General features: G+C 69.2%; 19 protein-coding genes and 5 pseudogenes. 18 read left to right on the top strand and 6 right to left on the bottom strand.

Annotated features, from left to right (window positions below; genetic code table 11):
- Positions 1 to 10: 10 nt before the first annotated feature.
- The 4 genes from hisH (at position 11) to A5728_RS04720 (ending at position 2,644) form a co-directional block, all read left to right on the top strand.
- Positions 11 to 706, top strand: a complete 696-nt coding sequence (gene hisH / locus A5728_RS04730) for an imidazole glycerol phosphate synthase subunit HisH (protein WP_064845943.1) — start codon at positions 11 to 13, stop codon at positions 704 to 706.
- Positions 703 to 864: a hypothetical protein gene (locus A5728_RS14445; RefSeq protein WP_165489804.1), complete on the top strand. Its 162-nt coding sequence runs from the start codon at positions 703 to 705 to the stop codon at positions 862 to 864. Before hisH ends, A5728_RS14445 begins: the two co-directional genes overlap by 4 nt.
- Positions 865 to 972: 108 nt before the next feature.
- Positions 973 to 1,722: a bifunctional 1-(5-phosphoribosyl)-5-((5-phosphoribosylamino)methylideneamino)imidazole-4-carboxamide isomerase/phosphoribosylanthranilate isomerase PriA gene (gene priA, locus A5728_RS04725; RefSeq protein WP_064845942.1), complete on the top strand. Its 750-nt coding sequence runs from the start codon at positions 973 to 975 to the stop codon at positions 1,720 to 1,722.
- 100 nt (positions 1,723 to 1,822) lie between these two features.
- Positions 1,823 to 2,644, top strand: coding sequence for an SseB family protein (locus A5728_RS04720; protein WP_064845986.1), 822 nt, complete (start codon positions 1,823 to 1,825; stop codon positions 2,642 to 2,644).
- A 116-nt stretch (positions 2,645 to 2,760) separates the two neighbouring features.
- Here A5728_RS04720 and A5728_RS04715 read toward each other — a convergent pair whose 3' ends face one another.
- Positions 2,761 to 3,231 (bottom strand): DUF1844 domain-containing protein, encoded by a 471-nt coding sequence (locus A5728_RS04715; RefSeq protein ID WP_064845941.1) that lies wholly within the window; start codon positions 3,229 to 3,231, stop codon positions 2,761 to 2,763.
- Positions 3,232 to 3,593: 362 nt separating this feature from the next.
- On the opposite strand from A5728_RS04715, the gene infC reads away from it, so the two are divergent.
- From infC to A5728_RS14735, 9 genes and pseudogenes are all read left to right on the top strand, one after another.
- A complete protein-coding gene (gene infC, locus A5728_RS04710) occupies positions 3,594 to 4,544 on the top strand; it encodes a translation initiation factor IF-3 (protein WP_231885511.1) in 951 nt (316 codons plus the stop codon).
- Positions 4,545 to 4,662: 118 nt separating this feature from the next.
- Positions 4,663 to 4,860: a 50S ribosomal protein L35 gene (rpmI, locus tag A5728_RS04705; protein ID WP_035963278.1), complete on the top strand. Its 198-nt coding sequence runs from the start codon at positions 4,663 to 4,665 to the stop codon at positions 4,858 to 4,860.
- A gap of 92 nt (positions 4,861 to 4,952) precedes the next feature.
- Positions 4,953 to 5,339: a 50S ribosomal protein L20 gene (rplT, locus tag A5728_RS04700; protein ID WP_035963276.1), complete on the top strand. Its 387-nt coding sequence runs from the start codon at positions 4,953 to 4,955 to the stop codon at positions 5,337 to 5,339.
- 8 nt (positions 5,340 to 5,347) lie between these two features.
- Complete coding sequence (locus A5728_RS04695) at positions 5,348 to 6,304, top strand: RNA methyltransferase (RefSeq protein ID WP_064845940.1); 957 nt, start codon at positions 5,348 to 5,350, stop codon at positions 6,302 to 6,304.
- 48 nt (positions 6,305 to 6,352) lie between these two features.
- The gene (locus A5728_RS04690; RefSeq protein WP_064845939.1) at positions 6,353 to 6,796 is read left to right on the top strand and encodes a (deoxy)nucleoside triphosphate pyrophosphohydrolase; all 444 of its coding nucleotides are present in this window, start codon (positions 6,353 to 6,355) and stop codon (positions 6,794 to 6,796) included.
- A gap of 149 nt (positions 6,797 to 6,945) precedes the next feature.
- Positions 6,946 to 8,004 carry a phenylalanine--tRNA ligase subunit alpha gene (pheS, locus tag A5728_RS04685; protein WP_064845938.1) on the top strand — a complete coding sequence of 353 codons (1,059 nt, stop codon included), beginning with the start codon at positions 6,946 to 6,948 and terminating at the stop codon, positions 8,002 to 8,004.
- Between the two features lie 4 nt (positions 8,005 to 8,008).
- A complete protein-coding gene (gene pheT / locus A5728_RS04680) occupies positions 8,009 to 10,561 on the top strand; it encodes a phenylalanine--tRNA ligase subunit beta (protein WP_064845937.1) in 2,553 nt (850 codons plus the stop codon).
- A 31-nt stretch (positions 10,562 to 10,592) separates the two neighbouring features.
- Positions 10,593 to 11,204, top strand: a complete 612-nt coding sequence (locus A5728_RS04675; RefSeq protein ID WP_064845936.1) for a hypothetical protein — start codon at positions 10,593 to 10,595, stop codon at positions 11,202 to 11,204.
- 219 nt (positions 11,205 to 11,423) lie between these two features.
- Positions 11,424 to 11,684, top strand: a pseudogene (locus A5728_RS14735) (SDR family NAD(P)-dependent oxidoreductase); the annotation flags it as partial.
- A 30-nt stretch (positions 11,685 to 11,714) separates the two neighbouring features.
- On the opposite strand, the pseudogene A5728_RS14730 reads toward A5728_RS14735, so the two are convergent.
- The 4 genes and pseudogenes from A5728_RS14730 to A5728_RS04660 all read right to left on the bottom strand — a co-directional run.
- Positions 11,715 to 11,974: pseudogene (locus tag A5728_RS14730) on the bottom strand (pyruvate kinase); the annotation flags it as partial.
- Between the two features lie 92 nt (positions 11,975 to 12,066).
- Positions 12,067 to 13,036: pseudogene (locus A5728_RS04665) on the bottom strand (ATP-dependent 6-phosphofructokinase).
- 180 nt (positions 13,037 to 13,216) lie between these two features.
- Positions 13,217 to 13,848, bottom strand: a pseudogene (locus A5728_RS13450) (ROK family protein); the annotation flags it as partial.
- Positions 13,849 to 14,057: 209 nt separating this feature from the next.
- Positions 14,058 to 15,194 carry an ABC transporter ATP-binding protein gene (locus A5728_RS04660; RefSeq protein WP_039102262.1) on the bottom strand — a complete coding sequence of 379 codons (1,137 nt, stop codon included), beginning with the start codon at positions 15,192 to 15,194 and terminating at the stop codon, positions 14,058 to 14,060.
- 800 nt (positions 15,195 to 15,994) lie between these two features.
- On the opposite strand from A5728_RS04660, the gene A5728_RS04655 reads away from it, so the two are divergent.
- From A5728_RS04655 to A5728_RS04635, 5 genes and pseudogenes are all read left to right on the top strand, one after another.
- Positions 15,995 to 16,780: a DeoR/GlpR family DNA-binding transcription regulator gene (locus tag A5728_RS04655; RefSeq protein ID WP_052239393.1), complete on the top strand. Its 786-nt coding sequence runs from the start codon at positions 15,995 to 15,997 to the stop codon at positions 16,778 to 16,780.
- Entirely contained in the window at positions 16,777 to 17,919 is a 1,143-nt protein-coding gene (gene galT / locus A5728_RS04650; protein ID WP_064845934.1) for a galactose-1-phosphate uridylyltransferase, read from the top strand. Before A5728_RS04655 ends, galT begins: the two co-directional genes overlap by 4 nt.
- Positions 17,916 to 19,109 carry a galactokinase gene (gene galK, locus A5728_RS04645; RefSeq protein WP_039102264.1) on the top strand — a complete coding sequence of 398 codons (1,194 nt, stop codon included), beginning with the start codon at positions 17,916 to 17,918 and terminating at the stop codon, positions 19,107 to 19,109. The genes galT and galK overlap by 4 nt, the downstream gene beginning before the upstream one ends.
- Positions 19,106 to 20,057: pseudogene (gene galE / locus A5728_RS04640) on the top strand (UDP-glucose 4-epimerase GalE). Before galK ends, galE begins: the two are co-directional and overlap by 4 nt.
- A 428-nt stretch (positions 20,058 to 20,485) precedes the next feature.
- A complete protein-coding gene (locus tag A5728_RS04635; protein WP_064845933.1) occupies positions 20,486 to 21,379 on the top strand; it encodes an aldose 1-epimerase family protein in 894 nt (297 codons plus the stop codon).
- A gap of 230 nt (positions 21,380 to 21,609) precedes the next feature.
- On the opposite strand, the gene A5728_RS04630 is transcribed toward A5728_RS04635, so the two are convergent.
- On the bottom strand, positions 21,610 to 24,654 hold the full coding sequence (locus tag A5728_RS04630) for a glycoside hydrolase family 2 TIM barrel-domain containing protein (protein ID WP_064845932.1): 3,045 nt from the start codon (positions 24,652 to 24,654) through the stop codon (positions 21,610 to 21,612).
- Positions 24,655 to 24,699: the final 45 nt, after the last annotated feature.

Here is a 24,699-nt window from a genome sequence, read left to right as displayed (position 1 = left end):
GGAGCAGAACATGACGGAGGCGCCGAGCGTTGTCGTCCTGGACTACGGCGCGGGCAATGTGCGCTCTGCCGTGCGCGCCCTCGAGGAGGCCGGCGCGCGGGTGGTGCTGAGCGCCGATCCGCGCGACGTCATGGACGCGGACGGTCTCGTGGTCCCGGGCGTGGGAGCCTTCGCGGCCGTCATGGAGGGATTGCGCGCGGTGGACGCCCCGCGGCTCATCGATCGCCGGTTGAGCGGTGGCCGTCCGGTGCTGGGGATCTGCGTGGGCCTACAGGTCATGTTCGACCGCGGCGTGGAACACGGTCACGAGTCCGAGGGACTGGCACAGTGGCCGGGGACCGTGGAACGCCTCGACGCTCCGGTGGTCCCGCACATGGGCTGGAATGAGGTGCGCCCGCCGGAGGGCTCGGTACTGTTCCGCGGCATTGAGGACGAGCGGTTCTACTTTGTGCACTCCTACGGGGTGCGGGAGTGGGAATTCGACCAGAGCATCGAGCACATGGTGCCCCCGGGCGTCACCTGGTCCGAGCACGGGGCGCCCTTCGTGGCCGCCGTGGAGAACGGTCCGTTGAGCGCCACCCAGTTCCACCCCGAGAAGTCCTCCGCGGCGGGGATCGCCCTGCTGCGCAACTGGCTGTCCACGTTGCCGCGCACCGGACGCATGGCCGGGCGCATCCCCGCACCGAGTTCGGGGGCCCCGGCATGACCGCATCGGTGCTGCTGCTCGTGGCGGGGGCGTTCTTCGTGGGCGGGGCGATCTCCTTCCATCAACAGCGCAAGCCGCTGTGGAGCGTGGTGTTGCTCGCGTTTGTGGCCCTCGTGTTGATCGGCTACGGGGGCTACTCGTGGTTCACGAGCGTGTGAACCGGGCGTAGTGCCGTCGTCAACGGGTACGGGGCGTGCGCCGCACCGCGACAATCCAATCAACCACCGGACCACCACGGCGCCCGCGGGCGCCACGTGAGGAGAGACATGACCGAGACCACCGAACGCCGTTTGGAACTGCTGCCCGCGGTGGACGTGCAAGGCGGACAGGCCGTGCGCCTGGTCCAGGGGGAGGCCGGCTCCGAGACCGGCTACGGCGATCCGCTCGAGGCCGCCCTCGCGTGGCGGGACGCGGGCGCCGAATGGTTGCACCTCGTGGACCTCGACGCCGCGTTCGGTCGCGGTGACAACATCGAGGTCCTGCGCCGCGTGGCCGCGAACCTCGACCTCAAGATCGAGATGTCCGGCGGGATCCGGGACGACGAGTCCCTCGAGCGCGTCCTGACCCTGGACCCCGCGCGCATTAACCTGGGCACGGCGGCGCTCGAGAACCCCGAGTGGACGCATCGCGTGATCGCCGAGCACGGGGACAGGATCGCCGTGGGTCTGGACGTGCGCGGCACCACGCTCGCCGCGCGCGGCTGGACCAAGGACGGCGGCGACCTGTGGGAGGTGCTGGAGCGCCTCGAGGCCGACGGCTGCGCGCGGTACGTGGTCACCGACGTGACCAAGGACGGCACGCTGCGCGGGCCCAACACCGAGCTGCTGGCCGAGGTTGCCCGCCGCACGGACAAGCCCGTGGTGGCCTCGGGCGGAATTTCGTCCCTCGAGGACCTCGCTGCGCTGCGCGAGCTCGTCCCCGCCGGCATCGAGGGCGCGATCGTGGGCAAGGCGCTCTACGCCGGCAAGTTCACGCTCGCGCAGGCCCTGGACGTCGCCGGTCGCCCGAGTGCCTGAGCACCGCGCGGATCGCGGGCCCGGACGCGAAGCGCACCCGCCCTCCGGGCGCGGTGACCACGCCGTTTCCGGCCCCAGCGCACGCGTCCTTCCCGCGCACATCGCCGCCCAGCTGCGCTCGGCCGGTGGCTCCACAGACACCGGCGGTCAGTCGTGGGAGGGTCGCAATTTGGGGGAGGGTACGAGCCACACCCACCAGTTTCCCGACGACCCCGGCACCGCGGATCCGAATGTCGCCTGCGCACTTGACGCATGGCGCGCGGGGACAGTGGGCGAGGAGGAGGTCGTGGCCGCGCTCGCCGGGATCCGGGTGTTCGTGCCCATTGTGGCGCAGGTGTCCCAGTCCCACATCACCGAGGACGGCCTGGTCTCCGACAAGGAAGCGGACATGGCCCTCGTGAGCTTGCAGGCCGCCGACGGCCGCAAGGCCCTGCCGGTGTTCACGTCCACCAGTGCACTGACCGCATGGAACGCCCGGGCCCGACCGGTCGCCGCGGACATCCGCCGCGCCGCGCTGTCCGCGGTGCAAGACGGCTCCGCGCTGCTTGTCGTGGATCCGGGGGCGGATCCGGCCTTCGTGGTCCGGCGCCCCGCCCTGTGGGCCGTGGCGCAGGGACACGAGTGGACGCCGTCGTACCGGGATGTCGCGGTGGACGACGCCGTCACGCGCGCGGCACTCGGGCGCTCGGAGATCGTGGCGGCGCTCGCCGGCCCGGGTCGCGGTGTGAATGCCGCGCGGTCCGACGGCGCCACGTTACGCGGTGGGGGCGAGGGCCCGGAGCTCACGGTCACCCTGCAGCTGCGGGTGGGGCTGTCCGCCGACGAGGTACAGGCAGTAGTGGGGCATTACCAACAGCAGCTCGCGGCCCAGCCCGTCATGGCGGAGGCGGTGGATTCGATCGAGGTCCGGCTCACCGCGTGAGGTCACTGCATGAGATCACAGCGTGACGTCGCCGTCTGACGTCACCAAGAGGAACGCGGCGCACGACCACCGGTCGCGCGCCGCGTTCCTTAAAAGGGCTTCAACGGGGCTGACGCTCAGCCGTAGACCGGGCCCGTGAACTTCTCGCCGGGTCCGGCGCCGGGGGCGTCGGGGAACGGGGAGGCCTCGCGGAACGCGAGCTGGAGGGACTTGAGGCCGTCGCGCAACGGGCCGGCGTGCTGGGAGCCGATTTCGGGGGCGGCAGCGGTGATCAGACCTGCCAGGGCGATGATGAGCTTGCGCGCCTCGTCCAGGTCCTTGAGTTCCTCGGCGTTCTCCTCCGCGGCCAGGCCGCACTTCACGGCGGCGGCGCTCATTAGATGGACCGCGGCGGTCGTGATGACCTCGACCGCGGGGACCTCGGCGATGTCACGCATCTGGTTGTTCACCTCGGCGAGGGTCTCGTCGGGCAGTGCACCGAGATCGGAGGCGCCGTGGTCGTGGGCGGCGTCGTGAGCGTGGGCGGGACCCTGGGACGATGCGGTGTCGGTGAATTCGAAGCGCTCGGAGCGCGGCTGCTCGGACATGGGACCACTGTAGAACAGCGACCTCGCCCGGCGTGGGGCCGTCCCTCAACTGGCCCCGACGCCCCCGCATGCGTTATATTGGTGGACAGTGTGCAAGCGGAGATGACTCCCACCCGCCGCCGCCCGCCGAGTGACGCGATCACTCGGCACCAGGTGCCCGGGTTCGTGACCGAACGACCACGCCGTTTTCATGACGGTCGTGTCGTCTTGGTCTCTGTGTGGTTCTCACCTCCGCTCGCGCGTGCCGCAGCGGAGGTTTTTTGTTGTGGCCCAGGACCCAACCACGGGGAAACCCACGAACTCAGGAGCTTGGCATTAGCGATCCACGTATCAATGACAGAATCCGTGTCCCGGAAGTCCGCTTGGTCGGACCTGGCGGTGAGCAGGTCGGCATCGTTCGCGTGCAGGACGCGCTGCGGCTGGCCCGAGAATCGGATCTCGATCTGGTCGAGGTCGCACCCAACGCCAAGCCCCCCGTGGCCAAGCTCATGGACTTCGGCAAGTACAAGTACGAAGCTGCGGTCAAGGCTCGTGAGGCGCGCAAGAACCAGGCCAACACGGTGCTCAAGGAAGTGCGTTTCCGGTTGAAGATCGACACGCACGACTACGAGACCAAGGTGGGTCACGCCAAGCGCTTCCTCTCCGCGGGGGACAAGGTCAAGGCCATGATCCAGTTCCGCGGTCGTGAGCAGCAGCGCCCCGCGATGGGCGTGCGCCTGCTCGAGCGGCTCGCGGAAGACGTCGCCGAGGTCGGTGTCGTGGAGACCGCGCCCCGCGTGGACGGTCGCAACATGGTCATGGTCATCGGTCCGCTCAAGAACAAGGCGGAGGCTCGCGCTGAGGCCCGCAAGCAGAAGCAGCGGGAGACGTCGCAGTCCGAGAACCAGCGCAAGCAGCGGGTGGACACCTCTAATGCCGAGTCCGTGACCCAGTCCATCGGGGACGCGTTCCCGGCGGAACTGCGTCAGGCGGCCACCGTGCAGGCGGAGAGCTCGCAGAGCGCTCCCATCGCGGCGGAGGACAAGGTCCAGGAGACCGTGGCGCCGGCGTCCGGTACCGAAGCCACCCAGGCTCCGGCGCAGCCCGAGGCTTCTGCACAGCAGGCCACCGCGGACGCCAAGGTCGCAGCGGCCAAGCCGGCGGCGGCGCAGGCGGGTACCGCATCGGCGTCGTCACCCAAGCCCGCAGCGAGCCCCAAGCCCGCTGCAAGCGCGAAGCCGAGTGCGAAGCCCGCACCCGCGAAGCCGAGCGCGGCGGCCAAGCCCGCGGCACCGAAGCCCGGGGCGTTCAAGCCCGGGCCCGCCAAGAAGTAATCGCGGCACAGGAATTGACAGCGTTGGGCGTGTGATCGCCCGACACCAGCATGGTCGCGGCCGTGTGCCGCGACCCACCGGTGTGCCCCACCGGTCGATGTAAAAGGAGACGGTCACCATGCCGAAGATGAAGACCCACAGCGGTGCCAAGAAGCGTTTCAAGCTCACCGGTTCGGGCAAGGTCAAGCGCCAGCAGGCCAACCGCCGCCACTACCTGGAACACAAGTCCTCGCGTCTGACCCGCCGTCTCGCGGGCGACCAGATCGTCTCCACCCCGGGTGAGGCCAAGGCCATCAAGCGGATGCTGGCCAAGTAGGCCCTTCCTCTTCCATTTCGTCAGCGCCGCGTTTGCGCGGCGGGTAGTCATGTTCCGGCAGGGGTCGGAACCGAATCGTTAGGAGTACGCACGTGGCACGTGTGAAGCGGGCGGTCAATGCCCACAAGAAGCGTCGTGAAGTTCTGGAGAAGGCCTCGGGCTACCGCGGTCAGCGGTCCCGGTTGTACCGCAAGGCCAAGGAGCAGATGCTCCACTCGTACACCTACTCCTACAACGACCGTCGCAAGAAGAAGGGCGACTTCCGTCGGCTGTGGATCCAGCGCATCAACGCCGCCGCCCGCGCGAACGGTCTGACCTACAACCGCTTCATCCAGGGCCTGAAGGCCGCTGAGGTCGAGGTGGACCGTCGCATGCTGGCCGAGCTGGCCGTGAGCGACGAGAACGCGTTCGCGACTCTGGTCCGCGTGGCCAAGGACGCCCTGCCGGAGGACACCTCCGCGCCCCGCACCGCCGCCTGAGTGCCGCTGTGACGTTCGTCGAGCGCCTGGAAGACCGGTTGCTGTCCAACCCCCGAGCCGATCGGGTCAAGGACGTGACCGCGTTGACCAGGCGCTCGATGCGTTCCAAGCGCGGATTGTTCCGCGCCGAGGGTCCGCAGAACGTGCGCGAGGCGGTCCGTCTCGCGCTCGCGGATTCTCCCGCTCCCGGGTTGCCGAGGCTCGATGCCGTGTATGTGACCCTGCAGGAGCTCGACCGGCATCCGGGGATCGCTGCGGATCTTGCCGCGGTCGCCGACCGCGGTGACGCGTTCGTCCGGGCGGTCACCCCGGAGGTACTCGCGGCCATGACCGATGCGGTCACGCCGCAGGGGATGCTGGCGGTGTGCCGCTTCCCTTCCTCTGCTTTGGACGCGTCTGAGGCATCGGGCTCCTCTGACGACGCCGCTCGCGCCCTCGGTGCCGCACGCCTGGTGGGCATGCTGGTCCGGGTGCAGGACCCGGGTAACGCCGGCACCGTGATCCGTACCGCGGACGCCGCCGGCGCAGATGCCGTGCTGTGCACTCCCGGCACCGTGGACCCGTTCAACCCGAAATCCGTGCGCTCCTCTGCGGGGTCGCTGTTCCACGTCCCGGTGTTCACGGGCATGGAACTCGCCGCGGTCGTCGCGGCGGCTCGTGAGCACGGCATGGGTGTGCTCGCCGCGGACGGTTATGCCTCCATGACGGTCTCCGAGCTGGCCGACGCCGCGATGCTGCGCGCCGCGGGCATTTCTTCGGGGGACGTGGCGTATCCCCTCGAGCAGCCCACCGCGTGGCTGTTCGGTAATGAGGCGCAGGGACTGTCGGAAGCGGAGGTCGCGGCCGCGGATCTGTCTGTGGCGGTGCCGCTGTACGGGGCCGCCGAATCGCTCAACGTGGCCACCGCCGCGACCGTGTGTCTGTATGCATCGGCGCAAGCCCAGCGCCGGATTTTCGATCGCTGACGCTTCTCTCTCCGCGCTGTCCGAATTGTCGGTGACACACTGAACACCATGACTTCCGATCTCCCCGCGCGCTTCCGGACCCAGGTGGTCGGGGTGGCCCTGCTCGACGACGCACATCACCCCACCGCGTTCCTCGCCGCCCAGCGCGCCTACCCCGAGACATTGCGCGGGCTGTGGGAATTCCCGGGCGGCAAGCAGGAACCGGAGGAGAGCGCCGAGGACGCACTCGTGCGCGAATGCGCGGAGGAGCTGTCGGTGCGGGTGGAGCTTCTGGCTGAAATCTCAGGCCCCCATGCTCAGGGATGGCCACTGTCCGAGAAGGCCGCGATGCGAGTGTGGACCGGAACCACTGCGGATACACCCGTGGTGGGCACCGATCACCTAGCCGTGCGGTGGGTTCCGTCGAGCGACCCCGACGCCCTACTGGCCTTGCCGTGGATCCCGGCGGACCTTCCGATCGTGCGGGCATTGCTGGGACAGCTCGCCCCATGACCCCGCCGGGTCAGCGGACGCCATGGGTCCTCCACTAGACTGACCCTGCCCGCACCGGCCACGCTGCGGGCATTTGCACGAAAAGCGGCTCACCCACCGGGGGAGCGAGCTCGTGAGAACACCGTCCGCCAGTAGGAACGCGAGAAACCATGTCCGAGACCACACCGTCCGCCGCGGTGGACCCCACCGACGAGGCCGGGGTGACGGCCGCCCTCGAGCACGCACTGCGTGAGATCGAGGCCGCCGCCGACCTCTCCGAGCTGAAGACCGTTCGCCTGGCCCACACGGGGGAGAAATCCCCGCTGGCGCTGGCCAACCGTGCGATCGGTGGGCTGGACAAGGCCGCCAAGGCCACCGCGGGCAAGCTGGTGGGGCAGGCCCGCGGACGCGTGAACAAGGCGCTCGCGGCACGCGCCACCGTGCTCGAGGAGGAGAGGGATGCCCGCATCCTCGTGGAGGAAGCGGTGGACGTCACGGCGGCCACGCGGCGTCGTCGGCTGGGCGGACGGCACCCCCTGACCAACCTGATGGACCACATCGGGGACATCTTCGTGGGCATGGGCTGGGAGGTCGCGGAGGGACCGGAGCTCGAACACGAGTGGTTCAACTTCGACTCGCTGAACTTCAAGCCGGACCACCCGGCGCGGCAGATGCAGGACACGTTCTTCGTGGACCCGCCGTCGTCACACCTGGTGCTGCGCACCCACACCTCGCCGGTGCAGATGCGCTCGCTGCTGGAGCGCGAGCTGCCGGTGTATGTGGTGTGCCCGGGCAAGACCTACCGCACGGATGAACTGGACGCGACCCACACCCCGGTGTTCCACCAGGTGGAGGGCATCGCCGTGGACGAAGGGCTGTCCATGGCGGACCTCAAGGGCACCCTCACCCACTTCGCGCGCACCATGTTCGGCCCGGAAGCCGCGATCCGGTTGCGGCCCAACTACTTCCCCTTTACCGAACCCTCCGCGGAGCTGGACGTGTGGCACCCCACCGCCAAGGGCGGACCGCGGTGGATTGAGTGGGGTGGCTGCGGCATGATGCACCCCAACGTGCTGCGGGCCGCGGGGATCGACCCCGAGCGCTACTCGGGGTTCGCGTTCGGCATGGGCATCGAGCGGACCCTGATGTTCCGCAACAACGTCCCGGACATGCACGACATGGTCGAGGGCGACGTCCGTTTCAGCGAACACTTCGGGATGGAGATCTAGAGCAATGCGAGTTCCTTTGTCATGGCTGCGCGAGTACGCGCCCGTTCCCGAGGACGCCACCGCGGAGGACGTCCTGGCCACCCTCGTGAAGGTGGGTCTTGAGGAGGAGGACGTCCACCGCCCCTCCGACTCCCTCTCCGGTCCGATCGTGGTGGGCCAGGTGCTCTCCATGGAGCCCGAGACCCACTCCAACGGCAAGACCGTGAACTGGTGCTCTGTGCGCGTGGTGCCGGAGGGCCATGAGCAGACGCTGACGGGCAAGGGCATCGACCCCTCGGGCGTCCAGGGAATCATTTGCGGTGCCCACAACTTCTCGGTGGGTGACAAGGTGGTCGTCGCCCTTCCGGGTGCGGTGCTGCCGGGTGACTTCCGGATCTCCGCGCGCAAGACCTACGGCCACATCTCGGCAGGCATGATCGCCTCCGTGCGCGAGCTCGGCATTGGCGACGACCACGACGGCATCCTGGTGCTGTCTCGGATCGGGCTGAACCCCGAGATCGGCTCCGACGCCCTGGAGCTGCTGGGTCTCTACGACTCGGCGGCGGAGGTCAACGTGACCCCGGACCGCGGGTACGCGTTCTCGATCCGCGGGATCGCCCGCGAGTACTGCCACGCGGTCCGCGCACCTTTCACGGATCCCGTGGCGGAGCTCGCGCCGCGGGTGCCCGCGTCCACCGAGGACGGGTTCCCCGTGACCGTGTCCGACGACGCCCCGATCCACGGCCGCGCCGGGTGCAACCGCTTCGCGGTGCGCATCGTGGAGAACGTGGATCCATCCATCCCGTCCCCGCAGTGGCTCGTGTCGCGGTTGCGCCTGGCCGGGATCCGCTCCCTGAGCCTGCCCGTGGACATCTCCAACTACGTGATGCTCGAGTACGGCCAGCCGATCCATAACTACGACGCGGACACCCTGCAGGGCGGGATTACCGTGCGCCGTGCGCGGGCCGGCGAGAAGCTGACCACGCTGGACGACAAGTCCCGTGAGCTGAACACCGAGGACCTCGTGATCGCGGACGAATCCGGTCCCGTGGGCCTCGCCGGCGTCATGGGCGGCGCCGCGACCGAGGTCGGGGAGAACACCACGCGCGTGCTCGTGGAGGCCGCGCGCTTCGACGAGGTCTCGATCGCCCGCACCGCCCGCCGACACAAGCTTCCCTCGGAGGCGTCCAAGCGATACGAGCGCGGCGTGGACCCGCAGCTCGCGCCGGTTGCTGCGCAGCGCGTCGTCGACCTCCTCGTGGAGCTGGCCGGCGGCACGGACTCCGGGCGGGTCACGGACGTGGACCACACGGACCGCCCCGCCGCGATCGAGCTGCCCGCGGGCTACCCTGCGGCGCGCGTTGGAGTGGACTACTCTCCAGAGGTCGTCGAGCGCAGCCTCGTGGCCATCGGTGCCGAGGTCACGGAGACCGCGGACGGCTGGACCGTGGTCCCGCCGTCGTGGCGCCCGGATCTGCTCGAGAAGGAGGACCTCGTCGAGGAGGTCGCGCGTCTGGACGGCTACGACAAGATCCCCGATCGCCTTCCCGTGGCGCCTCCCGGGCGCGGCTTCACGCGCTCGCAGGCCGCACGACGCCGCGTGGCCAATACGCTCGCGGCCGCCGGGCTCACCGAGGTGCTCAGCTACCCGTTCGTGTCCCAGGCGGACAACGACCTGTGGGGCAGCGCGGACGGTGAGCACGTGGCGTCGATCAAGCTCGCGAACCCCATCAGCGAGGCCCAGTCCCTGCTGCGGGTGAGCATCCTGCCCGGGCTGCTCGAGGTGCTCAAGCGCAACCACTCGCGCGGACTGCGGGACCTGGCCCTCTACGAGATGGGCCACGTGTTCCTCGCGGACGGCTACACCCCGGACACCCAGCCCATCCCGCCGCTCGGCGTGCGCCCGGCCGCTCCGGAGCTCGAACGGCTCGACGCCGCCGTCCCCGACCAGCCGCGCAGGCTCGCCGCGGTGCTCACGGGGCACGACGCCGCTGCAGGCCCGTGGGTTGCGCCGCGCACCCTGGACTGGCAGGACGCGCTCGACGTCGCCGTGCTCGCCGCACGCAGCGTGGGCGTGGAGCTGAGGGTCACCCAGGGCTCGCATCACGCGTTCCACCCCGGGCGCACTGCGCAGCTGAGCACTCAGGACGGCGCCGTGATCGGTATGGCGGGAGAGCTGCACCCCAAGCTCGTCGCGGCCCAGGGTCTGCCCGAGCGCACGTGCGCCGTGGAACTCGACCTCTCGGCGCTGCTCGATCGTGAGGCCTCGGCGGTCACCGCGCAGGCGATCTCGGGTTACCCCGCGGCCACCCAGGACGTCGCACTCGTGGTGGACGCGGACGTCCCCGCCGCGGACCTGCTGGCCACAGTGCGCCGCGGTGCGGGCGAGCTGCTCGAGTCCGCCGAGGTCTTCGACGTGTATGCGGGCAAGGGCATCCCCGAGGGCAAGAAGTCCGTGGCGATCGCCCTGCGGTTCCGGGCTGCGGACCGCACCCTCACCGCGGACGAGGCCTCCGAAGCCCGCCAGGACGCCGTGAGTGCCGCCCACCGCGAGCACGGCGCCGAGATCCGAAGCTGATCACCCCCCACCAGCCAGGAGAAGTCATACCGTGGGCCACGACACCCAGGAACTCATCGATTTCGACGAGCACGACCAGGAGACACGACCCGGTGGTGCCCGAGGATGGTGGATCGTCCTCATCGTGCTGCTGGGGGCAGTCATGACCCTGGCGCTGGGGTTGGCCTCGGCGTTGTCCTTCGACAAGGCCTCCCGGCTGGAGGAGTGGGCGGGGGAGTCGATGGTCGTCTCCGGGACGTACCAGACGCTCACCAAGGACCTCGTGACCCAGGACTACAACGGGATCTACGCGGGCATCATGCCCAAGAACGAGCTGACCGAACGCTACCTGTTCGACAACCGGCTCGACGATCCAGTCAAGAAGACCGAGGGGAACCAGATCACGTTCCGCGGCACCCAGACGGGTGTCCAGGACTCCGACTTCCCGCGGGAGGTGGACGCCTTGCTCGCGGAGCAGAACGGTCACCTGACGGCCGTGGAGACGGGCGAGCCCGGCTCCTACGGGGACAGCGGGGTGACGGACTCGATGATCACCGGCCAGCGGATCCGCGCCGCGGCACTCGGGGTGGGCGCGCTGTTCTGCATCGGCCTCACGGCCTGGGGTGCGCGCCGCGTGCACCGCGGGGTGCGGGCAGACACCTAGAGCAGGGTCGGCTCACCAGCGCTTCCGAGGGCGTCATCCACCGACCTGGAGAAGCCGCGCATCCTCGCCAGCTGGAGCTCCGAGCACAGCGATCCGTCAGTGACCAACGCTGCAGCCAATCAGCCGCCCACCGCGACCCCGTAGCACGGACCACCCTCACCCCCGCCCCGGCCGCACCCGCGGTCTAGGGGCTCCAGCGTGCCCTGAACCACCGTCATCGTGAAGGGAATCACCGTGCCCACGCCTTCCACCCGCACCCGGCCTCTGGCCTTCATCACCGGCGCCTCCAACGGCATCGGCACCGACATCGCCCGCGAGCTGGCCACTCGCGGCTACGACATCATCGGCACCGGACGCAGCGACTCGATCGATACCGTCGCTGAGCAACTGCGTGCGCTTGGCGCGACCGTTTACCCAGTGCGGGCGGACCTGCGCACCTACGAGAACATGGAAAAGCTTTGGGATCAGGTTGAAGCCATTGCCCGCCCGCCGGACGTCGCGGTTCTCAACGCCGGGGAGCAGCTCGTGCGGGCCGTCCGCGAAGCGGGCGAGCCGGATCTTGGGTCTCTGGAGGTCCGCGAGGATCGCGGCCGTCGCCCCGGCTCCGCCGAGGCGCGCCGCAGGTTCTCGTAGGAGGTGTCGTGCACGGAGCGGTCGCCGTGGCTCATGTTGAGCCGGGCCACGTTCATGCCGGTCCGGATCGCCTCGGAGAGGTTCTCGTACGAGGAGATGGCCGGGCCTATCGTGGCCACGATCTTTGCTCGTCGCATGGGGGCTTCATGTCGTCAGTACTGAGGGATAAGGGATCAGAGAAGGGGGAGGGGTCGCACTGGTGCTCCGGGGTGGACGTGCACGGTTACTCTCAGCGGCCGAAGAGGACTTTGGCCTCGTCCCAGCGGTGCTGGAGGACGGTCTTGAGCCCCTCGAGCGCCTCGGCGAAGTCGATGCGGACCATGTCCGTGCCGCGGATGGCGACCATCCGGCCCCACTGCTTCTCGTGCACGAGGTCGACCACGGCCATCCCGAAGCGGGTGGCCAGCACCCGGTCGAAGCCCGTGGGGCGCCCCCGCGCTGAATGTGCCCGAGCGTGGTGTTGCGGGTCTCGATGCCGGTGAGGCGCTCGATCTCCTGCGTGACGTACTCCCCGATCCCGCCCAGCCGGGGAGGGCCGTCGGCCTCGGTGCCCTTCCCCGCCAGCACGTCCTCGTGATCCTCGGGGACGAAGCCCTCGGCGACGACCACCAGCGGGGACCGGCCCCGGTCGTAGACCTCCCGCACCCACGCGCAGACCTGGTCCATGGAGACCTTCTGCTCCGGGATCAGCACCGCGTGGGCCCCGGCGGACATCCCCGAGAGCAGGGCGATCCACCCGACGTCGCGGCCCATGACCTCGGCGACCATGCACCTGTGGTGGGACTCCCCGGTGGTGCGCAGCCGGTCCATGGCGTGGGTGACGATGGACACGGCGGTGTCGAAACCTAAGGTGTAGTCGATGACCTGCAGGTCGTTGTCGATGGTCTTGGGCACCCCCACCACGGGCAGGCCAGCCGTGCGGCCCCGGCGAGAGTGCCCTCCCCGCCGGTGGCCACGATCGCGTCGATGTGGTGGCGTTCGAGCATCACCCCGATGCTCCCGGGTCCGCCGCCGGGACCGGAGTAGGGGTGGGTGCGGGAGGTGCCCAGGATGGTCCCGTCCTCCCGGGCCAGGCCGCGGACCCGAGTGCGGGGCAGGTCCATCGTGTCGCCGTCCACGACCCCGCGCCAGCCGTCGCGGAAGCCCACGAACTCGTACTCGTAGGTCTTGATCCCGTGCAGCACCGCGGCGCGGATCACGGCGTTGAGTCCGGGTCAGTCCCCGCCGCTGGTCAGTACTCCGATCTTCATCCGTAGGGTCTCCTGGGGGATAGGGGCAAGGGTGGCGGGCATGAGCCGCTGAGGCGGGGTGGACCTGGCCACCTCGTGAGCTCGGTGATCTGCGGTCGGTGATCCGGCTACGGCAAGGGCGGTGCCGTGCAGTAGGCATTGGCGGGCAGCGCCGATGATCCCGGCGGCGTTGGACAGCTGGGCGGGCACGATGGGGGTATCCAGGTGCAGGTGGGGGAGGAAGTCCTCGTGCCGGGCCGAGATCGCGCCCCCGACGACGATCAGGTCGGGGGAGAGCAGGAACTCCAGGTGGCCCAGTTCCAGGTTCGGGACCAGCCATCCGTCGACGAACAGGGCCGAGCCAATCCCGGTGCCCAGGAGCAGGACCAGCACGGTGCCGCGGGCGGGGCGGCCCTCGGGTCCGCGGCCGGCGCCGTAGCGGACCTCGGCCAGCCCGGCCGCGTCGGCGTCGTTGAGCGCGTGCACGGGCCGGCCCAGCCGGTCGGTGAGGAAGCACTCGACCTCCAGGCCGATCCAGGTGCTGTCGATGTTCGCGGCCGAACGCGCCACGCCCTCGCGGGCGATGGTGGGCAGGGCCACCCCACGTTGGCCTCCTGATGTGGGGCCTGGGGCCGGGAGGACAGCTGGTGGAGCAGAACTCCGAGTACCTCGGCGACCGCCTGCGGGGTGATGGGCACGGGAGTGGGCAGTTGGAGAATCGGGGTGATAGGTGTGCCGTCGGCGGTGTCCTCGACCGCGTACTTGATCATGGTGCCGCCCATGTCGACGCCGATGTGGTGGCGGTACAGGGTGGACCACCCTTTGGTGGCCGTGCTGGGGCTGTCACTGTGTGTTGGTGAGGTGGACGTTCGTATTCGATTTTTTGAAGGAGTCAGCGCGGGTGGGACGCTCGGCATCGGTGGAGCCGCCCGTCGAACAGAGCGGGCGGCTCCACGGGCGCTGGGTGCCGATGGCAGGTCCTGTGCCTGGCTTAGTCGGGCAGACGCCGGCCGGTGGCGGCGTCGAAGAGGTGGACGTGCTCCAGGGTCGGAACGACCCAAATTGTGGTGTTGGGTGCCGGTGGGGTGCGGCCCTCGACGCGGACGATGAACTCGTGGGCGCCCGGGTCGTCCTCGGCCCCGGTGGTGTTGTCCACCGGCACCACCATGTTGGCGGCGGTGACGGGTGCGAGGTGGCCGTAGACGAAAGCGTCGGCGCCGAGTTCCTCAACGACGTCGGCCACGATCGGCAGCCCTTCGCCTTCGGGGGCGGGGTGGAGGTCCTCGGGGCGGATGCCGATGGTGACCTTGGCCTCGGTCAGCGCATTCCGCTGGGCATCGGTCAGCGGAATCCTCACCGTGCCCAGCTGTACGGTGCCGCCGGTGAGTGGGGCACGGAAGAGGTTCATGGTCGGCGAGCCGATGAACCCGGCGACGAACTCCGTGGCCGGGGCATCGTAGAGCGCCCGGGGGGTGTCGACCTGCATGAGGTGCCCGTCCTTGAGCACCGCCACCCGGTCGCCCATGGTCATCGCCTCGACCTGGTCATGGGTGACGTAGACGGTGGTGACCCCGAGTCGGCGGGTGAGGGAGGCGATCTGGGTGCGGGTTTGGACCCGCAACTTGGCGTCCAGGTTCGACAGCGGCTCGTCCATCAGGAACACCTGGGGGGAGCGCACGATGGCCCTTCCCATGGCCACGCGCTGGCGCTGGCCGCCGGAGAGGGCCTTGGGTTTGCGGTCGAGGTAGTCGGTGAGGTCCAGGATCTTGGCGGCCTCCTCGACCCGGGCCCGGCGTTCGGCGGCGGGGACCTTGGCGATCTTCAGGGCGAAGCCCATGTTCTCGGCCACGGTCATGTGCGGGTAGAGGGCGTAGTTCTGGAAGACCATCGCGATGTCGCGGTCGCGGGAGGGGACGTCGGTGACGTCGCGGTCGCCGATGAGGATCCGCCCGTCGGTGACCTCCTCCAGCCCAGCGAGCATGCGCAGGGTCGTGGACTTCCCGCATCCCGAAGGTCCGACGAGCACGAGAAACTCCCCGTCGGCGATGGACAGGTCCAGACCGGTCACCGAGGGCCGTTCGGCGCCGGGGTACTGACAGGTGACACGGTCATAACGAACAGAGGACATAGTGGATTTCCTTCCGAGTCTCCCCAGGTGGCCCTGCGGGATAGTGGGATGTGGAGCGGCACCGGATGGCGCCGAGAGGTGTGGTGTGACGAAGAGCCGGACGGCGCGGCGGAGCCGGGGACAACTCGCAGCCCTGTCGGTCGTTTGTCCGCCGCGAAAAGAACGTTGATGGACTCGTTGGTTTTGATGCGGATCGACGCGGGCGGTGGTTGGCCCAGATATCTTCGAACACCGGAACTAGCAGGTCCGGCCCACCGCTCACCTGTGCACCGTTGGTGACGGCATCTCAATGGTTCATCGGCTCAAGGCGGGCCTCCGGGATGCGGAAGAGCGGTGTCCGTACTTGCTCCATCCCGATTGCTAACCAAGCTCGGAGCGTCCGTCCGGTTACTGGGCAGCGACCCAAACGCGTCGGCACGCACCGGCACTTCCTGGTCGCTGGCCGTGGAGTGGGCGTGGGTGGTCTCGGCGAACTCGACGGTCAAGCCGTCGGGACCGCCGAGCGACGTTCCCCGGTGCACCATGGAGGGCACCTGACTTTTCGAGAGTTGGCCGAGGGCAGACACGTTCTCCCTGACTAGGTGCAACCGAAACGGCCCGGTCGGGTCGGAAACGGTCGTTGGCTTCAGGGTCGCAACGGTCACGTCGGCTCCGGACAGATTGTTCTTGTGTGGTTCACGCCATATTAGAAGCAACATGGACGAACATCAAGTATGTTAAAATAAACACAAAATTGTTTGAATGGTGGGGTTTGCCACCACGACGCGCCTCTCCGCGCCGTCCCCGATCCAGGAGGACTCATGTCCGAGATGCTTCCCGACCGCCGACGGCGGAAGATCCTCGACCGGGTGCGTGCGGCCGGTGCCGTGCGGGTGGCCGACCTAGCCGCCGAACTGAGCGTGTCCGACATGACGGTGCGCCGCGACCTGGACCGGCTGGCCCGTGACGGCGAACTGCAGAAGGTCCACGGCGGGGCCAAGCTGCCCGCGGGGTCCTCCGCCGTCGAGCCCGGCTTTATGCACAAGTCCGAGCTGCAGCTGCCAGAGAAGGCGGCGATCGCGGCGGCCGCGGAGTCGATGGTGGAGCCGGGGATGTCAGTCTCGCTGAACTCGGGGACCACGACCTACGCCCTGGCCCGTGCCCTGCGCCGGATTCCCGAGATCACGGTGGTGACCAACTCTCCGCGTATCGCCGATGCGCTCCAGGACGCGCCGGCCACGGGGCAGACCGTGGTGCTGCTGGGCGGCGTACGGACCCCCTCCGACGCGCTGGTGGGTCCGCTGGCCACGACCGCACTGCTCACGATGCATGTGGACGTGTGCTTCATGGGCGTCCACGGGATCAGCGAGCGGGAGGGTCTGACCACCCCCAACATGATGGAGGCCGAGATCAACCGCCTCTTCCTGCAGCGCTGCGACCGCAGCGTGGTGCTGGCCGACTCCACCAAGTGGGGCCTGGTCGGCCTCTACCGCATCGCCGACCTGGACGGGGTCGACACCGTCGTGATGGACGACGGTGTCGACCCCGCGGCCCGCGAAATCCTGAGTCAATACGTTCCCGATCTGCGACTGGAGCCCGTCCGATGACCTCTCCCGCCCCCGCCGAGCGCGCCACCGCACCGCTGATCGCGCACCGCACCCACCACCTCGCCGACGGCCGGGAGGCCGTATTCTTCTCCGACCGCGGCACCCCGCCGGTGGAGCAGGTTACCGACCGCCGGCCCCTGGATGCCCGCTCCGGGCACGGCGAGGTGCGCTTCGACCGCCTGACCGGGGAGTGGGTGGCCGTGGCCGCCCACCGCCAGACCCGCACCTACCTGCCCCCGGTCGACCAGTGCCCGCTGTGCCCGAGCACGGGCGGGCGGGAATCCGAGATCCCCACCGAGGACTTCGACGTCGTCGTCTTCGAGAACCGCTTCCCCTCCCTGGGTCCGCAGCTGGGGGTGCTGCCGGACCCGCAGGACGCGGGGGAGCGGTCCCTGTGGGGTGTCCCGTCCCCGGCCGTGGGGCGGTGCGAGGTGGTGGTTTTCACACCCGAGCACCAGGGCTCCTTCGCGTCCCTGCCCTTCGAACGGGCGCGCACCGTGGTGGAGGCCTGGGCCCAGCGCACCGAGGCGCTCTCGGCAATGGTCGGGATCCGCCAGGTCTTCCCCTTCGAGAACCGTGGGGAGCAGATCGGGGTGACCCTGCACCACCCGCACGGGCAGATCTACGCCTATCCCTATCCGGCTCCGCATGCCGCCCGGCTGGCCGCCCGCTCCCGCGCGCACCTGGCCGCCACGGGCCGGGCCCTGATGGGCGAGATCCTCGCCGACGAGGCCGCGGCGGGGGACCGCATGGTGATCGAGGGCGAGCACTTCTCCGCCTACGTCCCCTACGCCGCGCGCTGGCCCCTGGAGATCCATCTGGTCCCGCACCGCCAGGTCCCGGACCTGGCTGCCCTCACCGGGGCCGAGCGCGATGAGCTGACGGTCCTCTACCGCGATCTGGTGCAACGGGTGGACCGGCTCTACGACACGCCGACCCCCTACATCGCCGCCTGGCACCAGACCCCCGTGAACGCGGCCGACCGCGAGGCCGGGTGGCTGCACCTGCAGCTGACCAGCCCGCGCCGGGCCGAGGACAAACTGAAGTTCCTCGCCGGTTCCGAGGCCGCCATGGGCGCGTTCATCAACGACGTCACCGCCGAACAGACCGCCGCACGCCTGAGGGGGACCGCACGATGACCGATGAGCAGATCGATCACCACGAACACATCCGGGCCGAGGAGCACGCCCGCCGCTTCACCGAGGTGTACGGCCACGCCCCGGACGGGGTGTGGCGGGCCCCCGGGAGGGTGAACCTCATCGGGGAGCACACCGACTACAACGACGGGTTCGTGCTCCCCTTCGCCATCGACCGCACGGCGATGGTCGCCGTGCGGCTGCGCCGGGCCGCGGAGCCTGATCACGAGACGGTGGAGTTGGCCTCCACCTACGCCCCCGAGGGGGAGCGGCTCTCCCGCGCACGGTTCACGGTCCCCGGGCTCACACCAGGCGCCGTCGGTGACTGGGGCGCCTACCCCGCCGGGGTGGTGCACGCCCTGGGCACCCTGGACGGGGTGGAAGTCCCCGGCTTCGAGCTGCTGCTGGACTCCACCGTGCCGGTCGGGGCGGGGCTGTCCTCCTCCCACGCGGTGGAGGTCGCCACGATCGTGGCGCTCAACGACCTGCTGGGCCTGGGCCTCGACGCCCCGGCCATGGCGCGGCTGACCCAGCGGGCCGAGAACGAGTTCGTCGGCGCGCCCACCGGGATCATGGACCAGTCGGCCTCGCTGATGGGCCGGGCCGGCTCCGCCCTGTTCCTGGACTGCCGCTCCCTGGAGTCCGAGCTCGTGCCCCTGCCGGTGGCCGAGCACGGGCTGCGAGTCCTGGTGATCGACACGAAGGTCGCCCACTCCCACGCCGATGGCGGCTACGCCGCCCGCCGTACCGCCTGTGAGCGCGCCGCCGCCGCCCTCGGGGTGGCCTCCCTGCGCGACATCCCCGCCGACGCCGACCTGGCCGCCCTGGACCAGGAAGTGGCCCGTCGGGTGCGGCACGTGCTCTCCGAGAACCGCCGGGTCCTGCAGGCGGTACAGCTCCTGCGCGACGGCGACGTGGCCGGGGTCGGGGGCCTGCTCACGGCCTCCCACGCCTCCCTGCGCGAGGACTACGAGGTCTCCTGCCCCGAGCTGAACCTCGCCGTCGACACGGCCCTGGCCGCCGGAGCACTCGGGGCCCGGATGACCGGGGGAGGCTTCGGCGGCTCCGCCATCGCCCTCGTCCCCGCGGACCGGGAGGAGCAGGTCCGCAACGCCGTCCTGCGCGGCTTCGGCAGCCTGAAGACCCCCGACATCTTCACGGTCCTCCCGGCGGACGGCGCGCAGCGGCTGTGATCTGGTTGGTGACCGGCGGCGCCGGTACATCGGGTCCCACGTCCTCAGGGCGTTCGACGACGCCGGCATCGCCGTCGTGGCCCTCGACTCGCTCGTCAGCGGCCACCGCGCGTTCGTGCCCGGCCCGATCCCGTTCGTCCACGCCGACGTCCTGGACACCGGCACCGTGACGCAAGCGCTTCGCGACCACGACGTCAGCGGTGTCGTGCACCTGGCCGGGTACAAGTATGCCGGGGAGTCCGTCAGGAACCCGTTGCTGATCTACGAGCAGAACGTCACGGGGACCGCTCACCTGCTCACCGCCATGGAGAGGGTCGGGGTGCGGAACATGGTCTTCTCCTCGTCGGCCGCCGTGTACGGCAGGCCCCGGGCCGGCCTCGTCACGGAGGGCACTCCCACTCTCCCGGAGTCGCCCTGCGGGGAGAGCAAGCTCATCGGGGAGTGGCTGATCCGTGACCAGAGACGGGCCCGGGGGTTGCGTCACACCTCGCTGCGGTACTTCAACGTAGTCAGTTCCGGGACGCTGGAGCTCCACGACACCAGTCCCCACAACCTCTTCCCCCTCGTCCTGACCGCACTGGCCGAGGGCCGCCGACCGAAGATCTTCGCCACGGACTACGACACCCCAGACGGCACCTGCGTCCGCAACTACGTCCACGTCGGCGATCTCGCCGCAGCACAAGTGGCCGCGGGCCGGGCTCTCGAGTCGGCCGCACCCTGGAGCCGGTCTACAACCTCGGCTCCGGGACGGGTGTCTCCGTGCGGGAGATCATGGAGACCACCGCCCGCATCACCGGCATCGACTTCACGCCCGAGTTGTGCGACCGCCGCCCCGGCGACCCGGCCCGGATCGTCGCCGACGGAACACTGGCCGCCCGCGACCTCGACTGGAGGATGCGCCACACGCTCGAGAACATGGTCGCCGGCGCCCGCGCCGCGCACCGGTAGATCGCCCACATTGCCTATGACAGTCCGAACTCTGCGAAGCCACCGTCCTGCACTTCCCACAGGACCGATCTGCACTTCTGCCCGTTGGCGCGTTGCCAGACCTCATCAGGTCAACGGCTGCATTGATGATCCTCTCCGCGTTTACTCTGCGCGTCATCGTAATGGTTGGAGGCCTGAAGAAACCTGGCCATGCGGTTGAATCCCTGGGCAGTCTTGCAGGCATCGGCGGTGTCTGCGGTGGAAGATCGTCCCTCATTTTTTGCGGTCAATGGCGGGAATGCTCAGACATTATTCTTCTCAGGAACCAGTCTGAACGTTGACGTTTCAGCTTTTTCCTCATTAAGTCGAACGATGCGGCTAGACATGTAGCTCCTTTGGCTTCTAATTCAATGCTATTAGCGGTGCCTAACAGATTCTAGGAGAGACTCATGACATCGTTCATGCTGGTTGCTGGCGGCTACACGGCGGTTGTCGACACCTTTTCAGCTACGCTTTGTTCGCTCGAGTACGAAGGCAGACCTCTCATAGTCGCCCATACTCCGGGCGTCGCCAATGTAGACTACAGAGGCGTCGTGTGTGCCCCCTGGCCGAACAGATTGGCTGACGGCCAGTACCGGTTCGGCGGTCGGCATTATCAGGTTCCTGTCAATGAGCCCGAAAAAGGGACAGCGTTGCACGGACTCGGGGTCTTCCGGGACTGGGAGGTCTTGTCCAACAGTAAGAGTGAAGTTGTACTCGCTTTGCGACTGGGCTCGGACGCAGGGTATCCCTTTTCCGTACGGGTGGAAGCCCGATACATGGTAAGTCGGGACGGCTTGCACGCCGAGATTCGCGGCGTCAATGAAGGGCAGACGGCAGCACCATATGGTTCTTGTCCACACCCATACCTGGTGGCTGGGTCTGGGTGCGTCAATGATTGGACGCTCGAACTGGAAGCGGATCATTACTTGAGCGTCTCTTCTCAGCGTATGCTCCCGACGGCGCTTACCCCCACCGCCGAAGGGCCTTTCGACTTCCGCTCCGGGCGCGGCATCGAACAGATGCCCATCGACAATGCCTTTACTGGCGTGGCCGTCTCGTCGCGCGGAAGATGTATCGCCCGCCTCACGGCGTGCGACGGTCACGGAGCACTGCTCAGCTGGGACCCTCGCGCCAAGTGGGTGCAGATCTACACCGGGGACCACCTCCGGGACAACCCACGTGGCGGTTTGGCTGTCGAACCGATGGACTGCCCGCCAGACGCTTTCAACTCCGGCGAAGACTTGGTCGTCCTCGACCCCGGGGTTGAGCACTCACTGTCCTGGGCGCTGGAGGCTTTCTAGTGTCCTGGTCCGACCGAAGACAGAATAGGTGCCGAGTGGGATCCTCGCCGCGCTTGAAGGCTGCGGGGCGTGGATCCTGACCCAGCAACCGCAACGTGATCCATGCCGCGTGTGCACACGGTGTGCTTCCGTCCTACTCGGCCGATTCGCCGGGCATCCCACCTGCCCTGTGCTGACAGAGACGAGACCACGCATTCCGGTCTCCTCCTGCTCGAGTCGGAGTAAGTTGCCTATCGCACACGCAGTCCGACGACGAAGGAGTGCGTCGCGGGCCACAGCTGGTGCTGTGGGAGCACGTCCGGTCCGCAGGCCCGCGAGCCGATGCCGTGCTGGGCGGCGTCGAGGTAGAGGTGGACGCGTTCGCTCAGGGGCAGCTCGTGCGGGTGGGCGGCGGCTGCCAGTTCCTGGGCGGTGTGCCGGGAGGCTGTGAACCCAGGGCGTCCGACCTGCCCGCCGCCGAGTTGGTTAAAGGACTGCAGCTCAAGGTTGGGGCCCTCGCCGCCGGACAGGTGCAACCAGCGTACGTTGGGGCGGTGTCCCGTCTCCTGCGGCCGGGCGTAGCGCACTGCGAGCTTGTCGATGGTGCGCTCGTGCACGGCGACGAGTGCCGCCACGGCCACGTCGGCGTAGGACTCCTCGGGCCCAGGGCCGAACCACCGGGCGTGGTCGAGGGTCCCGGGCAGGCCCAGTCGCACGCCGACCCGGGGCCAGGTCCCTTCCCAGGGTCCACGCGGGGCGATGTCGACACGCATGACGAGCACGTCGCCGTCCGCCAGGTACGTCAGGTTCGTCTCGATGCCCATGGATGTTGCGGCGGCGCCGCTGCGGATGCGCACGATGAGTCGGTCGTCGAGGACCTGGACCTCGTGGGTTCGGTGGACCAGCCGATCCAAACCGCGCCGCGTCCAGCGCTCGGCGGAGGACGGTCCGGGCACGCCGAGGCCGCCGGTCTCCTCGGGCGAGGCCTCCTCGAGGCTGCCCTGACCCGAGCCGCGGTCGTTGTCGGTCGGCGCCCGCCACAGCTCGGGCGTCGGCCCGTCGACCGCCATCCCGCCGAGCCGGGTGAGCCGCCCGGTGCGCGCGTCGAAGCGGGCTGGGCCGAGAGTGATCTCCCCGCCGGCCTGCCGGGGTGCGGTGCTGCCCGTGGCGGGCGGTGCCGCCGGGCGGGGCGAACGCCACGTGAACCGGGAAGCGGTGAGATCGACCTGACAAGCACTGATCACGTGTCCGGCCGGCCCCCACGCCGCGGGGCGGGCCAGCGCTGCGACGAGCCGCAGCCAGACCTCGCTTCCCTGGCCGCCCACCCGGGAAAGTGCCGTCCTGACCGGGCCGGGCAGGACGATGTGTGCGGTGGAGCCCGCTGATACCGGCGGGACGTCGAGGTTGTCTGAGGCCATTGTCTCGCCGTCGACCTCGACCGCCCACCGGAAGGTGAGGTCGGTGGTGTCTGCAGTGTGCCGGTCGTTCGTCACGAGGACGGCGTCCGCGTCGCCCGTCAGCGTGAGACGGACAGGGGCGACGACGGCGGCGTACTCGGCCAGACCGGGGGAGGGCGTGCCGTCGGAGAGGATCATCCCGTCGGTGATGAAGTTGCCGTCGTGGATGACCTCCCCGAAGTCGCCGCCGTAGGCGTAGAACGGGGTGCCGTTCCCGGTGGTGGTCAGCAGGCCGTGGTCGCGCCACTCCCACACGAATCCGCCGTGGACGCGGGGGTAGGCGCGGATGCGCTCGTCGTACTCAGCGATCGCGCCCGGCCCGTTGCCCATGGCGTGGATGTACTCGCACATGACGAAGGGACGACGTCGCAGCCGCGCCCCCTGCGCGGGACTGCACGCCATGAGCCGCCCGTGCTCCCCACCGATGGCGTCGATCTCCTCCAGGGCGGGGTACATGCGCGAGTAGACGTCGGTGTACTCCCCGGTCTGGTCGCCCTCGTAGTGCACGGGGCGGCCCGGGTCGCGGCGGTGCACCCAGGCAGACATGGCGGCGAGGTTCTGCCCGGTGCCGGCCTCGTTCCCCAGCGACCACATGACGATGCTGGGGTGATTCTTGTCCCGCTCGACGGTGCGGGCGATCCGGTCGAGGTAGGCGTGGCGCCAGCGAGGGTCGTCGCTGGGGTTCTCCCGCCAGCCGACCTCCTCGAAGCCGTGGGTCTCGAGGTCACACTCGTCCATCACCCAGAAGCCGAGCTCGTCGGCGAGATCGAGCACGCCCGGGTGCGGCGGGTAGTGGCTCGTGCGGATCGCGTTGACGTTGTACCGCTTCATCAACTCCAGGTCGGCCCGGGCGTGCTCCGGGTCGAAGACCCGACCCCTCGTGGCCTCAATCTCGTGGCGGTTGACACCGCGAAAGATCACCTGGCGGCCGTTGACCAGGAACTGGTCGCCGACGATGCGCACAGTCCGGAAGCCGGTGCGTACGGTGACCGTCTCCCCACGGGCGGCGAGGACGACTTCGTAGCGGCGGGGTACCTCGGCGCTCCAGGGCTCCACGTCACCGACGGGGATCGGGGCGACGTCGGCCGGGCCGTCCCACCGGTGCTCAATCCCGAGGTCGGGGACGGTGACAGCGACAGGGAACGCCTCGGGTGCGGCGGCGAGCTCAAGGTCCAACGCGCCGTGGCCCGTCACATGATCGTAGTCGGCACGCACCCAGACATCGTCGATCCCCCCGGCGGGGCGGGCGAGGAGCATGACGTCGCGGAAGATCCCGGGCAACCACCACTGGTCCTGGTCCTCCAGGTAGGAGGCGTCGGACCACTGGTGGACCCGGACGGCGAGCTGGTTCTCGCCCGGTTGTAGATGAGCGGTGATGTCGAACTCGTGGACGAGACGGCTGCCCTTGCCCACGCCGACCTCTGTGCCGTTGACCCACAGTCGGTACGCCGACTCCACCCCGTCCAGGCGCAGCAGGATCCGTTCAGCGCCCGACCAGGCGCCGTCGCCCGGGAGCGTAAAGGTGCGCCGGTAGTCTCCGGTCGGGTTCTCGTCGGGCACGAACGGTGGGTCGATGGGGAAGGGGTAGTTGACGTTGGTGTAGATCGGGCGGCCATACCCGCCGTCGCCCTGGAGGACCCAGTGGCCGGGTACCGCGATAGTGTCCCAGGCGGCGTCGTCGCCCTCCCAAGGCTCAGTTCCCGGGTCGGCGACGGGCGAGAGCCGGAAGCGCCATGTTCCGGTGAGGTCGAGCACGGGGGCGTCCGAGTCGAGCCGGGAGCGCGGAGAGAGCGCGCCGTGGCCCGGGGAGTGGTCGGTGAGGTAGGTCGGGGCAGGCATGGGTCTCTGTTCCTTCTCAGGGCGGTGGGCGCGCGTGCGTTCTGG

Origin of the sequence: Kocuria sp. ICS0012 (assembly GCF_001665945.1) — a bacterium.
Lineage (GTDB): Bacteria > Actinomycetota > Actinomycetes > Actinomycetales > Micrococcaceae > Kocuria > Kocuria marina.
This window is presented reverse-complemented; position numbering and strand designations above follow the sequence as displayed.

Bases quoted from the DNA above. Each gene is read 5' to 3' on its own strand.
- galT (WP_064845934.1), top strand. From the start codon at position 16,777: ATGACCTCTCCCGCCCCCGCCGAGCGCGCCACCGCACCGCTGATCGCG.
- A5728_RS04655 (WP_052239393.1), top strand. From the start codon at position 15,995: ATGTCCGAGATGCTTCCCGACCGCCGACGGCGGAAGATCCTCGACCGG.
- priA (WP_064845942.1), top strand. From the start codon at position 973: ATGACCGAGACCACCGAACGCCGTTTGGAACTGCTGCCCGCGGTGGAC.
- galK (WP_039102264.1), top strand. From the start codon at position 17,916: ATGACCGATGAGCAGATCGATCACCACGAACACATCCGGGCCGAGGAG.
- A5728_RS04660 (WP_039102262.1), bottom strand. From the start codon at position 15,194: ATGTCCTCTGTTCGTTATGACCGTGTCACCTGTCAGTACCCCGGCGCC.
- A5728_RS04635 (WP_064845933.1), top strand. From the start codon at position 20,486: ATGACATCGTTCATGCTGGTTGCTGGCGGCTACACGGCGGTTGTCGAC.
- rpmI (WP_035963278.1), top strand. From the start codon at position 4,663: ATGCCGAAGATGAAGACCCACAGCGGTGCCAAGAAGCGTTTCAAGCTC.
- A5728_RS04715 (WP_064845941.1), bottom strand. From the start codon at position 3,231: ATGTCCGAGCAGCCGCGCTCCGAGCGCTTCGAATTCACCGACACCGCA.
- pheT (WP_064845937.1), top strand. From the start codon at position 8,009: ATGCGAGTTCCTTTGTCATGGCTGCGCGAGTACGCGCCCGTTCCCGAG.
- A5728_RS04630 (WP_064845932.1), bottom strand. From the start codon at position 24,654: ATGCCTGCCCCGACCTACCTCACCGACCACTCCCCGGGCCACGGCGCG.
- A5728_RS04690 (WP_064845939.1), top strand. From the start codon at position 6,353: ATGACTTCCGATCTCCCCGCGCGCTTCCGGACCCAGGTGGTCGGGGTG.
- pheS (WP_064845938.1), top strand. From the start codon at position 6,946: ATGTCCGAGACCACACCGTCCGCCGCGGTGGACCCCACCGACGAGGCC.
- A5728_RS14445 (WP_165489804.1), top strand. From the start codon at position 703: ATGACCGCATCGGTGCTGCTGCTCGTGGCGGGGGCGTTCTTCGTGGGC.
- hisH (WP_064845943.1), top strand. From the start codon at position 11: ATGACGGAGGCGCCGAGCGTTGTCGTCCTGGACTACGGCGCGGGCAAT.